Origin of the sequence: Hymenobacter amundsenii, assembly GCF_002204745.1 — a bacterium.
Lineage (GTDB): Bacteria > Bacteroidota > Bacteroidia > Cytophagales > Hymenobacteraceae > Hymenobacter > Hymenobacter amundsenii.
The window spans coordinates 67,301-80,902 of record NZ_NIRR01000004.1; the positions used below are offsets into that span (position 1 = coordinate 67,301).

Genomic DNA, 13,602 nt, shown 5'->3' on the forward strand with positions numbered 1-13,602 from the left:
CAGGCGCAAGATGCAGTAGGCCTCGTTATTGCCCCTGCCCGTTACCGCCTCAGCCCCACACCTTGGTGCCTTCCGAGCAGTTGCGGCACATGTCAATCTGGTCGCGGCCCTTGAGCAGGGAGGCGCGGAACTGGCGGTACTTGGGGCCGTGCCAGAGCTGGCGGAAGGTTTCGGTTTTGAGGTCGCCCTGACGGTACTCGGCGTCTTTGTCGAAGCAGCAGGGCACTACCAGGCCGTCCCAGGTAATCACGCAACTGTGCCACATCTTCCAGCAGTGGTTGAGCAGCTTGTTCTTGAGGTTCCAGGTGCCGTCGCCCTGGTTCTCGTAGCGCGAGTAGTAGTCGATGGTCGGGATGAGGGGTGAGCCGTTGTGGTAGTCGTAAATCTGGGCCGTCTTAAACCATACGTCGTCCACGCCCAGCTCCCGGGCCATGGCTTTGGCGTCCTCGATCTGGTGCTCGTTGGGGCGCACCACTAAAAACTGAAACACGATGCGCGGGGTGCTCGATTTCAGCTCCTTGCGCCATTTTACCACGTTGCGGGTGCCTTCGAGCACCTTGTCGAGCTTGCCACCCACCCGGTACTGCTGGTACACGTCCTGGGTGGTGCCGTCGAGGGAAATGATGAGCCGGTCGAGGCCCGATTCGACGGTGCGGCGGGCGTTGTCGTCGGAGAGGTAGTGGGCGTTGGTGCTGGTGGCGGTGTAGATGCCCTTGTCGGCGGCGTACTTCACCAAATCCAGGAAGTTGGGGTGCAGATACGGCTCGCCCTGGAAGTAAAAAATCAGGTACCAGAGCCGGGAGGCCACCTCATCGATGGTTTTGCGGAACAGCGCGTCGGGGAGCATGCCGGTAGGCCGCGTGAAGGAGCGCAGGCCGCTGGGGCACTCGGGGCAGCGCAGGTTACAGCTGGTAGTGGGCTCGAAGCTGAGCGCCACCGGCAGGCCCCAGTGCCGGGCCTTGCCAGTGGCCTTGCTCAGCAGGTATCCGCCCACGATCTGGGCCCCGTTCCAGAGACGGCGCGGCGTAGCTTTCGAGAGGAAATTAAGCGAATCGGTGAGCAGTGAGGGCATAAGTGGGGTAAAGGTACAGCGCTAGTGGGGAGCCGGCAGCTGAATGACGTTCCGCCAGCCGCTGAAATTTATTCCCCCAGCCCGTGTGGAATCCTTTCCGCCGGGGCATCAGCTAAGCAGAACCCGGCCGGTTCGCTTTGGTTCCACGCTATTCTTTCTTCGCTGATGATAAATTTCCGCTACCTGCTGCTGGCGGCCGGGCTGTTGCCCGCCTGCCCCGCCCTGGCCCAAACTGTTCCGGCCGCTGCTGCTGCCGCCACCGCCGTAGCCCCGGCCACCTACACCGTTACCGGCCGCGTAACCGACCGCGCCACCGGCCAGGGCCTGCCCGGCGTCACGGTGCTCGTGAAAGGCACCACCATTGGCGTGAGCACCAACCACGATGGCACTTATACTATCCAGGTGCCCGCGTCAGCACAAACGCTGCTCTTCAGCTCCATTGGATTCACAACCAAGGAGGTAAAGCTAACGGGCCAGCTGGTAGTGGATGTGGGGTTGGCGACAGATTCTAAACAGTTGAGTGAATGCGTAGTAACAGCCTATGGCGTTCAAGGCCGGGTGTCGGGCATTATCGCGCGGAGCGCCGCTAAGGTTAAAGGTGGCTGCAACCGCCAAGCCGCCGATCAGGCCGCGTATTCTCAGCCTTTCTTCCCGCAGCCCGGGGCGGGCGAAACCTACGCCAGCGTGGCCGAAAATGGCTTTCACGCCGTTCAGAAGGAGCCGTTGAGCACCTTTAGTATTGATGTGGACGCGGCCAGCTACAGCAACGTGCGCCGCTTCCTGCAGCAGGGCCAGCTGCCCCCGCCCGATGCCGTACGGGTGGAGGAAATGCTCAACTATTTTCAGTACGACTACCCCCAACCCGCCGCCTCGGCCGCCGAGCCTTTCCGCGTTATCACCGAGCAGGCCCAGTGCCCCTGGAACCCCGCCCACCAGCTCGTGCAGGTGGCCTTGCAAGCCCGCCAAGTGCCCACCACCCAACTGCCGCCCGCCAACCTCGTGTTCCTCATTGATGTATCGGGCTCGATGCAGGGCGACGACCGGCTGGGGCTGGTGCAGCAGGGCCTGAAGCTGCTGGTGAAAGAGCTGCGGCCCCAGGACAAGGTGGCGCTGGTGGTGTATGCCGGGGCGGCTGGCACCGTACTGCCGCCCACTGCCGGCACCGAGCGGGCCACCATTCTGCGGGCCATTGAAAACCTGACCGCCGGCGGCTCTACGGCTGGGGGTGCGGGCCTGCGCCTGGCCTACGACGTGGCCCGCCAGCATTTCAACCAGCAAGGCAACAACCGCGTGATTCTGTGCACCGACGGCGACTTCAACGTGGGCGAACAGAGCGACAACGCCATGGAGCGCCTCATTGCACAGGAGCGCGAATCGGGCGTATTCCTGACGGTGCTGGGCGTGGGCCAGGGCAATTACCAGGATAAGAAAATGGAACTGCTGGCCGACAAGGGCAACGGCAATTACGCCTACCTCGACAACCTCGACGAGGCCCGGCGGGTGTTGGTGCGGCAGTTCGGCGGCACCCTGTTCACGCTGGCCCAAGACGTGAAGCTGCAGGTGGAGTTCAACCCGGCCCGGGTGCGCGAATACCGCCTCGTGGGCTACGAAAACCGCCTGCTGGCCGCCCAGGATTTCAACAACGACCGCAAAGATGCCGGCGAGCTGGGCTCGGGCCACACCGTCACGGCCCTCTACGAAATAGTGCCCGTGGGCGCGCCCGCTACTGTCGATGCGCTCAAGTACCAGCCCGCGCCCGCCACCCCGGCGGCCCTGGCATCGGCCGAGCTGCTCACCGTAAAAGTGCGCTACAAGGAACCCCGGGGCCAGACGAGCCGCCTGCTGGCGCTGCCCCTGACCGGCGCGGCCCGCCCCTTGGCCGAAGCCAGCGAAAACCTGCGCTTTGCCGCCGCCGTGGCCCAGTTCGGGATGCTGCTGCGCCAGAGCGACTACCGCGGCACCGCTACCTACGCCGCCACCGCTAAGCTGGCCGAAGAAGCCCGCCGCTTCGACCCCGACGGCTACCGCGCTGAACTGGTGCGCCTCGTGAAGCTAGCCGAAGGCCTGCACCCCGACCCAGCCTACGGCGCCCGGTAGCTGAAACCGTACCGCTGGCGAGGCGTCTATAAAAATAAATTCGCCTATCCGTGAAATAATCAACCGCAAGACTACCAAGGGCATGCAACCATAACGCCCCCTGGCGGGCTCCTGCTCACAGCTACGCTGTACACTACCTGCCTGGCCCCGGCGTTTTGCCCTAACCAGAACCCGGCCAGGCATTCCCGAAGGCGGCCCACTTCACTCACAGACGGCGGGCGGAGCTGGTTGCAGCCACTCCGCCGCTTACGCCGCCGGACCGCCTTCGGCTTTTATCCCGATTAGGGTACTTATTGTTCGTGATGAACAGGTTATGTAAAGCCCAACGGCCCCGCGGACTAACCGCGCGTTGGGCTTTAAGGCGATAAAAGGAGGTCATTCTTCGTTTTACTCTGAATGACGTTCTCGCTCACTTCTCAGAAAGAGTAATTGAGCGAGGCCTTGATGACGCGGTTCTGGGCGTCGAAGTTGTTGTTCTTGTCCAGCGACGAGAGGCCGTAATCGTAGCCCGCGCTCAGGCCGAAGCCGTTCTGGAACTGGTAGCCCAGGCCACCAACCACCGCAAAATCGACGGTACGGAGCTGGTCTTTCACGTCGAAATCCTGCTTGAAGGCCGAGAAGCCAAAGGCGCTGGCCTGCACCCGGGCCTTACCCGAGAGCAGGACCGAGGCCTGGGGGCCGGCGTACACGTACAGGCCGTCGGTGAGGTAGGCCTTGGCCAGCACCGGAATATCGAGGTAGGCGAGGCGGCCGGTGGCCGTTACCTTGGCGTTCAGGAAATCGAACTGCTTAAGCGGCACGCGGCCGGTGAGCACAGTGCCCTTCTCCGAGTAGCCGATGCCGGGCTCAATGGCGAAACGCGGGCCCAGGGGCAGCGTGGCGTAGAGGCCGGCATAGAAGCCAGGCTTCGTGGATTTGGTTACGGCCCCGTTGGTGTAGTCGGCCAGGTCCATGACGCTGTTCACGGCGTCGCCCGAGAAGTCGGACACGTTCAGGCCGGCCCGGACACCGAACTTCACACCATCGGTGGCCGAGGACGACGAGTAGGAGGGCGTGGCACGCACCGGACGGGCCTGGGCCGGGCCGGTGTACTTGGGTACGCGGTGGGTAGTAACCTGGGCTTCAGAAACCGTAGTAAAAGCCGAAATCAAAAGGGTAGCCGCGGCCAGGCGGCCGAAAAGTCGCTTCGTATTCATGGTCAGGAAGTTTTGGAAGGAAGGTCCGGCCGCCGCGTTGCGCAGGGTGGGTGGCCGGTTACAGGAAGGAGATATTGCAAAACCGTGCCAGTTTTCGGGTGCTGGCGGGTTTGCGGTCTTCCGATGGAGCTTCTGAAAAAGATAAGCAGCTGTTGATCAACTGGAAAAAATGTGGCCTGCTAACCCGTTGCAACAGCCGGTTAATCCGCGCGCCCGATAGTTGGGGCGGCAGCGGCCGAGCGTTTGTTAGGCCATTTTCTTCCGGTTCGGATTTGGAATTACCAACTTCGGGCCCCACCTTGCCCCCAGAAAAGCCCCCTACTACCCATGCTTCAGCCCACGGCCCGCTTCTTCTTTAGCTATTACTTCTACTACCTCCCCGGTAGTCGAGCGGCCGTCCTGTAGCATTTCTAACCGAAATTTTCAGCGCTCCCGACACCACCGGGAGGCGCTTTTTTTGTGCCCGTTCCCACTGCCTTGCTCCCGCCCACCGAATAGTAAACTCACCATTTCATCACCTCCCCCCATGATTGCCATTCAGGGTTTCGAAGGAAGTTTCCACCAGATTGCCGCCCGCCAGCACTTCGGCGCGGGGGTGGCGGTGCAGCCCTGCCGCTCGTTCGGGGAGCTGACGGCCGCCGTGGTGAGCGGCAACGCGGCCGCGGCCGTAATGGCCATTGAGAATTCCATTGCGGGCAGCATTCTGCCCAATTACACGCTGCTGCGCCGGGCCGGGCTGCGGGTGGTGGGCGAGGTGTACCTGCACATCCGCCAGCACCTGCTGGCCCTGCCCGGCCAAACCATGGCCGACATCCGGGAGGTGCACTCCCACCCAATGGCGCTGCTCCAGTGCACCGATTTCCTGGGCCGCTACCCGCACTGGCGGCTGGTGGAAACCGAGGATACGGCCCGGAGCGCCCAACGCCTACGGGAGCAGCCGCGCCCGGGCGTGGCGGCCGTGGCCGGCCAATTCGCCGCCGACCTGTTCGACCTGGCGCTACTGGCCCCCGACATCCACGCCGAACCCCACAACTACACCCGCTTCCTGGTCCTGACCCGTCCCGCTGACGCCCCGGTGGAATCCCGGCCCAACAAGGCGTCGCTCTACTTCGAAGCCCCCCATGCCTCCGGCAGCCTGGCCCGGGTGCTTACGGCGGTAGCGGCCCAGGGTGTGAATTTGTCGAAATTGCAGTCGTGCCCCCAGCCGGGCCGTACCTGGCACTACTACTTCCACGCCGACCTGGAGTTCGACGACCCGGCCCGGCTGACCGATACCCTGACCGCCCTGGCCCCGCTCACGGAGGGGCTGCAAGTGCTGGGCTCCTACCGCCGCGGCCGGATGGCGAAGGCGGAGGGCGTTGGGGCCGTAGAAGAAATAGTGAAAGCGGTTACGAAAGAAACGTCATGCTGAGCGCAGCCGGAGGCGGAGTCGAAGCATGAAGCTCTTCCTCGCTTACCACCCCATCACCTCCTCACCCCGTCACCCCACAGCACCCAAAAAATGCAAGTTGCCAGCCGCCTTCAGCATACCCAGGAATACTACTTCTCGCAAAAGCTGCGCGAGATTGAAGGCCTGAACAAAACCGGTCCGTCGGTCATCAACCTCGGCATCGGTAGCCCCGACCTGCCGCCGCACCCGCGCGTAGTAGCCGCCCTCACGGCCGCCGCCGCGCGGCCCGATACCCACGCCTACCAGAGCTACAAGGGTGTCGCCGCCCTGCGCCAAGCCATGAGCGGCTGGTACCAGCGGCAGTATGGTGTAGACCTCAATCCGGAAACCGAAATTCTGCCGCTGCTGGGTTCCAAGGAAGGCATCATGCACGTGAGCATGACGCTGCTCGAAGCCGGCGACGAGGTGCTGATTCCCAACCCCGGCTACCCCGCTTACCGTGCCGCTGCCCACCTGAGTGGGGCCACGCCCGTGCCCTACGACCTAACCGCCGAAAGCGGCTGGCTGCCCGACCTGGAAGCGCTGGCCGCCCAGGATCTGAGCCGGGTGAAGCTCATGTGGGTAAACTACCCGCACATGCCCACCGGCACCCCGCCGCCGGCCGGCTTCTTCGAGCGGCTGGTAGCTTTCGCCACGGTCCACAACATCCTGCTGGTCCACGACAACCCGTACAGCTTTATCCTCAACGAGAGGCCCGCGCAAAGCCTGCTGGCCGTGCCGGGGGCGCGGGCGGTAGCGCTGGAGCTGAATTCGCTGAGCAAGTCGCACAACATGGCCGGCTGGCGGGTGGGCCTGCTGGCGGGCCGGGCCGACGTGCTCCAGGAGGTGCTGCGCTTCAAGAGCAACTTGGATTCGGGCATGTTCCTGCCGGTGCAGCTGGCGGCCGTGGAGGCGCTGAACCTCGATGAAAGCTGGTACCAGGACCTCAACGCCCACTACCGCGCCCGCCGCGAGCTGGTGCTGGAGCTGCTCACGCTGCTGGGCTGCCACCCCGAACCCGGCCAGGTGGGCCTGTTCGTGTGGGCCGCCGCGCCGCCCACCTACGCCGACGGCTACGCCCTGAGCGACGAAATCCTTCACGAAGCCCGCGTATTCCTCACGCCCGGCGGCATTTTCGGCAGCAACGGCAACGGCTTCATTCGCGTGAGCCTGTGCCAGACGCCGGAAGTGCTACAGCAGGCGTTGCAGCGGGTACGGACGGCGCGGGCGGCAGCGGCGAAATGAAAAAGAACGGTGTCATGCTGAGCGGAGCCGAAGCATCTCTACCGCAGTGCTATAGGTCATGCTGAGGCCACGAAGCATCTCGCTTGCTGACACTGAATTACCACTACAATGAAGCGGTAGAGATGCTTCGACTGCGCTCCGCTAGGCTCAGCATGCCCCATTCCTGTGACCACAACAGCACATTGTCAACATATTTAGCACATTCAAAAACATGGTCGTTACCATCATCGGCATTGGGTTAATCGGCGGCTCGCTGGCTTTGAGCCTCAAGGAAACCGGGCTGGCCCACCACATTATTGGGGTCGACCGGAGCCCGGAAAACCTGCGGCAGGCGGTAGCGCTGGGCCTGCTCGATGAGCCGGGCCACGACCTGGCCGAGGCCGTGCGCCGGGCTGACCTCGTCATCGTGTCGGTGCCGATGGACGCCATGCTCACGGTGCTGCCCCAGGTCCTGGATGCCGCCACTGACCGGCAGGTGGTGCTCGACGTGGGCTCGACCAAGGCCCTGCTGCTGGCCCAAGTGGCCGACCACCCGAACCGCGCCCGCTTCGTGGCCGTGCACCCGATGGCAGGTACCGAGTACTCGGGGCCGGAAGCAGCGGTGCCGGGGCTGTTTCGCGACAAGACGCTGGTTATCTGCGATGCGGCCGCCAGCGCCCCCGATGCCGTGGCCCGGGTAGAGGCCGTGTTTGGGCGCCTGGCCATGCGGCTGGTGTACATGGATGCTCAGGCCCACGACCTGCACACGGCCTACGTGTCGCACATTTCGCACATCACATCCTTTGCCCTGGCCCTCACCGTACTTAAAAAGGAGCAGAGCGACCAGCAGATTTTCGCATTGGCCAGCGGCGGCTTCGAGTCGACGGTGCGCCTGGCCAAAAGCTCGCCCGATATGTGGGTGCCCATCTTCCGCCAGAACCGCGACAACGTGCTCGATGTACTCGATGAGCACCTGCGCCAGCTCCAGCACCTGCGCGACCTGCTCGCCGCCGGCAACGACGCGGGTATGTACGAGCAGATTCAGCAGGCCAATTTGATTAAAAAGATTCTGAAGTGAAGATGCAGCGAAATGAGGGTGTAGGAAGAACGTCATGCTTCGACAAGCTCAGCATGACGTTCTTTTCTCTCTCAATCTCCCCGCCAACCCAACCGCAAAACTCAACCAACTGACCCCATGAGCCAACCGCAAACTGCCGCCGAAGCGGCCGTGAAGAACGACTTCCCCGGTAAAAAACCGCTGATTATTTCCGGGCCCTGCTCGGCCGAAACCGAAGAGCAGCTGATTGAAACCTGCACCCAGCTCGCCGCCACCGGCAAGGTGGATATGCTGCGGGCCGGCATCTGGAAGCCGCGTACCAAGCCGGGCATGTTCGAGGGCATCGGAACCAAGGGGCTGCCCTGGCTCCAGAAGGCCAGGGAGCTGACTGGCCTGCCGACCACCGTGGAAGTAGCCACGCCCAAGCACGTGGAAGACGCGCTGGCTTTCGAGGTAGACGTGCTCTGGATTGGGGCCCGCACCACCGTAAACCCGTTTTCGGTGCAGGCCATTGCCGATGCGCTGCGCGGTACCGATGTGCCGGTGTTCATCAAAAACCCCGTGCACCCCGACCTGGAGCTGTGGCTGGGCGCGGTGGAGCGGCTGGCCAAGGCTGGCGTGAAGAACATCGGCCTCATTCATCGCGGGTTTGCCAGCTACGGCAACACCGAGTACCGCAACGCGCCCATGTGGCACCTGCCCATCGAGATGAAGCGCCGCCTGCCCGGCATGCCGCTCATTTGCGACCCGAGCCACATCTGCGGCAACCGTACCGGGCTGGCTGCCGTGGCCCAGAAGTCCATTAACCTGGATTTCGACGGGCTGATGCTCGAATCGCACATCGACCCCGACAACGCCTGGAGCGACGCCAAGCAGCAGGTGACGCCCCAGCGCCTGGCCGAGCTGCTCGACGGCCTGGTGTGGCGCCACGAAACCAGCGACCAGCAGGAGTTTCTGACGGTGCTGGCCAAGCTGCGCGAGCAAATCAACCAGCTCGATGACGAGATTCTGCACCTGCTGGGCCGCCGCATGCAGGTGGCCGAAAGCATCGGCACTTACAAAAAGGAAAACGACATCACGATTCTGCAAACCAGCCGCTGGAACGAGATTCTGGAGCGCGGCATGCAGAAGGGCGACCAGCTAGGCCTCACCCACGACTTCATCCGCAAGTACTTCGATGCCGTCCACCTCGAATCCATCAACCGCCAAAATCGGGTGATGAACCGCTAGCACCTATATCGTGAAGCAGAGCGGCAGTAGCGCGAAGCTCCAGCTTCGCGCTACTGCCGCTCTGCTTCACGGCCCGAAGTGTAATCCGCTATTACTCCTTGCGCCGCTCCTTCTTACGCGTTTCGCGCTTCTCTTCGCGGGGGCTTCGGGGTTGAACAACAGGATTTTCCGGTACTGTTGCCATCTCCGGCTCTTCCGCCGGGGCCGGGGCATCCGGCGCGGGCGCGGTGGCTGGTTCAGGTGCCGCATCGGGAGCGGGGGCAGGGTCTTGGGGGGCGGCTTTGGCTGAGCTAGTTTGCCGGATTCGCTCCTCAATCTGCTGCATCAGAAAGCCGGCGTCTTCCTTGTGGTGGGCGTCGGGAAACAGGTGCTGGGCGCTGCGGGCGTGGTAGCGGGCCTTTTCCAGGTCGCGGAGTTCGAGCAGCACGAAGGCCAGGTTGAGGTGGGTGGTGGGGTTATTGTAGCGCAGCTCCAACGAGCGTTCGAAGGGCGGCAGGCTCTGGCGGAACCGGCCCAGGCGCTGGTAGGCGTAGCCTAGCGCAAAGTAGGAGAGGTAGTCGCCCTGGCCGTGGGCATGGGCTTGCTCGTACTCGGTAATCGTGCGCAGAAACACCTCATCCTCGCCCGTGTCCTGCTCGGCGCAGCCGCACTGCTGCACCGTGTAGTAATAGTCGCCGAGGGCGCGGGCGAGGCGGTAGTTGTTGGGGTGCTGGCGCTGGAGGCGGTCGAGGACTGAGCGCACCGCGAACCGGTAGCGCAGGCTGTCCTGGCCGATCTGGCGCAGGCTGTCGGGGGGCAGGTCGGTGAGCTTAAGGTCGCGGAAGGCGAAGCGGCTCAGCCCGGCGGTGGCCGTGTAGTAATTGAGGGCCAGGCTGGCCTTCTGCATAGCCACGGCGGGGTCGAGGTTGGCCGGATCGAGTTGGCCGAGCAGCTGCCAGGCCGACTCGTAGCGGCGCTCCAGTTCCAGTTGCCGGGCCCGGCGCAACGTGGTGGCCCGGGCCTCGGCCGGGGTAGCACGTTGCGCCGGGGCGTTTGTTGGCTGGGCCAGCGCTACCCCGGCCGAGGCCAGCAAGCTGCCGATAAGCAGGAACAGGAAAAGCAACAGACGGTTCATGGTGCGCAAAGATGTGGGATTTTGCAACGTCGGCCCCACCCGGATAGTGCCGCGGACCTAGTGGCAAGCCGCGGAAAGCAACCGCGCCGAAAAGTCTGCATAACCAATGAATTGGTTTGCCCGTGCCGGCCGGAAGTGCGAACTAGGCGGTCTGATTCGGCAACTGGCCGGGGCCGGGCCGTAATCTGGCATCATTCCTACCAAAATCTGCCTTTCTTGTAGCCATGCTTTTCTACCGAGTCATGAAGCCCCTGGTGCAGGTGGCGCTGCGCGTGTTCTTCCGCCAGCTCGAAGTCCACCACAAAACCCGCCTCCAGGGGCCGGGGCCGTTGCTCATTGCCAGCAACCACCCCAACACGCTCATGGACCCGCTGGTGGCCGCCATCAACCGGCGCCAGCCCATTGCCTTCCTGGCCAAGAGCACGTTTTTCCAGAACCCGATTGTGCGGGCCATCATGGAATCGGGAAACTCCATTCCTATTTACCGCCGCCAAGACCTCGAAACCGGGGCCGAAGCCCTCACGCCCACGCAGCTCGAAGCCCAGAACGAAAAGGCCTTTGGGCGCTGCTACGACTACTTCGATAAGGGCGGGACCATCATGATTTTTCCGGAAGGCACGAGCGTGTCGGAGCGGCGGTTACGGCCCCTCAAAACCGGTGCCGCCCGCATCGCCCTCGGGGCCGAAGCCCGCCGCGACTTTGGCCTGAACCTGCACATCCTGCCGCTGGGCATCAATTACTTCGACCCCCAGCGCTTCCGCTCCGATGTATTCCTGAACCTGGCCGAGCCTATCCGGGTGGCCGACTACGCCGCGCAGTACCGCCAGGACCCCGAGGCTGCCGCCGCCGCCCTGACCGAGGAAATCCGCTCCCGCCTCGAACAGCACCTCATCATCACCCGCACCAACGAAGAGGATGAGCTCATCACGCAGGTGGAGCGCACCTTTGGTCAGCACCTGATTCAGGACGACGAGGAAACGCTCTACGACAATTTCCTGCTCAGCCGCACGCTCCTGAAAGCGGTGCGCTACTTCGAGCAGCACAGCGCTACCCGCCTCGCCGATATCCAGCAAAAGCTGCACGCCTACCTCCAACAGCTCGCTCAGCTTGGCCTCACCGATGACGCCCTGGAAGCCCGCGGGCCGGCCAGCAGCCGCTCCCGCCGGGCCCTCGAAACGGCCGTGCGCCTCACGCTGGGCTTTCCGCTCTACCTCTACGGCCTCGTCAACAACTACCTGCCCTATATCATCCCATCCATGGTGGCCCGTCGCGCTACCAAGGAAGCCGAGTTCGTCGCCCCCATTATGCTGGTGGTCGGGATGCTGACGTTCACCATCTTCTACCTGTTACAAACAGCCCTGGTGCATCATTTTACGCAGGATTGGCGCTGGACGCTGCTGTATTTGCTGAGTTTGCCGCTGTCGGGTTTCTATGCCCTGAATTATGCCGGTACCCTCCAGCAGCGGCAGCAGCGGCTGCGAGTTTTGCGCCTGTTTGGCCAGCAGCGCCTGGTGATGGAAGCATTGCTCCGCCAGCGCACGGAGCTGCTAAAGCTGATTCGGGAAGCCCGCACGGCGTACCTGGAGCGGGACAAAAGCGGAGAGGTGAAACACTAGCGAGCAGAATGGTGGCCCTTTTGCCGCTCGCCACCGCGTTACCTCACTTTCGCCCCGCCGCCCAGCGTAAGAATTTCGGGCAGGCGCAGGCTGCGGTTGGTGAGGGCGCTGACCAAGTGCAGGTCGTTGGTGCTGAGCTCGGAGTAGAGGGCGGTGCGCAGGCCGCCGGAGGGCTGGTAGCCCAGGCGGGTACCCAGCAGCAGCCCGGCCCGCACCGCCGACGACCACCAGTAGTAACCCGGCTGGTAGCGGCCGGAGCTGGCGGCGGTCAGGAAAAACTGCTGGCCGGTGGTATAGGTTAGCCGCGCGCCAAGGGTAAGTGGTGCGGCGTGCCAGCGCGAGTCGCCGAATCGGGGCGTCCAGGGCAGGTAAGTGGTTTTGAGGGTGAAGATGGCCAGCCCTTTCGTTCCACTGAGCCGCCGGGGCAGGTAGCCAACCAGCACTTCGGGTTCCAGCCGCTCGTGGGCCACGCGCACGCCCCCACCCAGCGCCACCAGGCCCGTGCCGCCCGCCAGGTGCAGGGTCAGGAAAAAGGGCGCTTTCGGCGGGTGGGCCTGGGCCCGGGCCGGCAGGGCTGGTGCGGCCAGCAACAAGCCCACAAGGCACCAGTTAAGCTTATTTGTCGAGGCCATACGCTACGGTTTCGAGCCGAAACTGGCGCGCCCCCCACACCGTGAGGATGTGGTAGCGCCGTTTTTTGAGGCTGTACGTGGTCAGGTAGGACACGCCATCGTGAAAAGGCTGGCCCGCCGTGAAGCGGTGCACATGGCCGCTGAGGTGAAACACGAGTCGTGGGTCGGCCCGCAGCGCGGCGGTGTAGCCACTTACCAGTGCGGGGTCGAAATCTTCGTCGGTGGGCGGCACGTGGCTTACCACCACCGTTCGGCGCGCGCCGGCCGTATCGGCTAGCTGCCGGCGAAGCCAGGGTAAATCGGGTACCCGGCCGCCAAAACCGTCCTCGCGCCCGTTGGTATCGAGCAAAATAAACCGGGTGCCGGCGTAGTCGAAGGTGTAGTTGAGCGGGCCGTACACGTGCTGGTAAATGGCCCGGCCGTTGCCCACCAGATCGTGGTTGCCGATAACGGTCAGATAAGGTGGTCGCAGGGCTGCCAGCCGCCGGTTTACCCACTGAAACTCCCGGGTCAGCCCAAAGTCGGAAAGGTCGCCGGCCACCAGCACGAAATCGATGCCGCGCTGCTGGTTTACGCTGGTCACGAATGCCTCGGTTTCGTCGTAAAATCGTTGGGTGTCGCCCACGAATACAAAGCGTACCGTATCGGTGCCAGTAGCAGCCCCCAGCAACTGCAGGTTACGGGCCGTCTGGCCCCGTTCCCGCACCGGCACGTAGGCCTGGTTAGGGCTATATTCAATCAGCTGGCAACTACCGAGCAGCAGCCCCCCCGCTAGTAATTGCAGGCCGCTCCGCAAAAGGTCACGTAACCAAGGCAAGCAAGCAGGGAATTCGTGCAGCATGAGCTGGCTCCGTAAAAAGCGGCCGATGTGGCGGGTTCCGCAAGACCTAAAGAATGGTAGGCCAACTGCAGCACCAATGCCCTGATTTCAGCAG

11 protein-coding genes are annotated in these 13,602 nt (G+C 63.5%); 6 read left to right on the forward strand and 5 right to left on the reverse strand.

All coding sequences use genetic code 11. The features are described 5' to 3' along the window. Nucleotides 1–49: 49 nt before the first annotated feature. Complete coding sequence (locus CDA63_RS04380) at nt 50–1,072, reverse strand: SPASM domain-containing protein (protein WP_088463237.1); 1,023 nt, start codon at nt 1,070–1,072, stop codon at nt 50–52. Nucleotides 1,073–1,237: 165 nt separating this feature from the next. Here CDA63_RS04380 and CDA63_RS04385 point away from each other — a divergent pair, with 165 nt between their 5' ends. Beyond that, a complete protein-coding gene (locus tag CDA63_RS04385) occupies nt 1,238–3,169 on the forward strand; it encodes a vWA domain-containing protein (protein WP_088463238.1) in 1,932 nt (643 codons plus the stop codon). A 416-nt stretch (nt 3,170–3,585) separates the two neighbouring features. Here CDA63_RS04385 and CDA63_RS04390 read toward each other — a convergent pair whose 3' ends face one another. Further along, entirely contained in the window at nt 3,586–4,365 is a 780-nt protein-coding gene (locus tag CDA63_RS04390; RefSeq protein WP_088463239.1) for a porin family protein, read from the reverse strand. Between the two features lie 526 nt (nt 4,366–4,891). Between CDA63_RS04390 and CDA63_RS04395 the strand changes: the two genes are divergently transcribed. The 4 genes from CDA63_RS04395 (at nt 4,892) to CDA63_RS04410 (ending at nt 9,305) form a co-directional block, all read left to right on the forward strand. Further along, nucleotides 4,892–5,776: a prephenate dehydratase gene (locus CDA63_RS04395; RefSeq protein ID WP_088463240.1), complete on the forward strand. Its 885-nt coding sequence runs from the start codon at nt 4,892–4,894 to the stop codon at nt 5,774–5,776. A gap of 90 nt (nt 5,777–5,866) precedes the next feature. Then, on the forward strand, nt 5,867–7,039 hold the full coding sequence (locus CDA63_RS04400; protein WP_088463241.1) for a pyridoxal phosphate-dependent aminotransferase: 1,173 nt from the start codon (nt 5,867–5,869) through the stop codon (nt 7,037–7,039). A gap of 211 nt (nt 7,040–7,250) precedes the next feature. After that, complete coding sequence (locus CDA63_RS04405) at nt 7,251–8,096, forward strand: prephenate dehydrogenase (protein WP_088463242.1); 846 nt, start codon at nt 7,251–7,253, stop codon at nt 8,094–8,096. A 117-nt stretch (nt 8,097–8,213) separates the two neighbouring features. After that, complete coding sequence (locus CDA63_RS04410; protein ID WP_088463243.1) at nt 8,214–9,305, forward strand: chorismate mutase; 1,092 nt, start codon at nt 8,214–8,216, stop codon at nt 9,303–9,305. A gap of 91 nt (nt 9,306–9,396) precedes the next feature. Here CDA63_RS04410 and CDA63_RS20760 read toward each other — a convergent pair whose 3' ends face one another. Beyond that, a complete protein-coding gene (locus CDA63_RS20760; RefSeq protein WP_088463244.1) occupies nt 9,397–10,419 on the reverse strand; it encodes a tetratricopeptide repeat protein in 1,023 nt (340 codons plus the stop codon). 224 nt (nt 10,420–10,643) lie between these two features. Here CDA63_RS20760 and CDA63_RS04420 point away from each other — a divergent pair, with 224 nt between their 5' ends. Continuing rightward, nucleotides 10,644–12,035, forward strand: a complete 1,392-nt coding sequence (locus CDA63_RS04420; protein WP_088463245.1) for a lysophospholipid acyltransferase family protein — start codon at nt 10,644–10,646, stop codon at nt 12,033–12,035. A gap of 38 nt (nt 12,036–12,073) precedes the next feature. On the opposite strand, the gene CDA63_RS04425 is transcribed toward CDA63_RS04420, so the two are convergent. Further along, complete coding sequence (locus tag CDA63_RS04425) at nt 12,074–12,667, reverse strand: hypothetical protein (RefSeq protein ID WP_126546728.1); 594 nt, start codon at nt 12,665–12,667, stop codon at nt 12,074–12,076. Then, nucleotides 12,651–13,484 carry a metallophosphoesterase family protein gene (locus CDA63_RS04430; protein ID WP_242434541.1) on the reverse strand — a complete coding sequence of 278 codons (834 nt, stop codon included), beginning with the start codon at nt 13,482–13,484 and terminating at the stop codon, nt 12,651–12,653. Before CDA63_RS04430 ends, CDA63_RS04425 begins: the two co-directional genes overlap by 17 nt. Nucleotides 13,485–13,602: the final 118 nt, after the last annotated feature.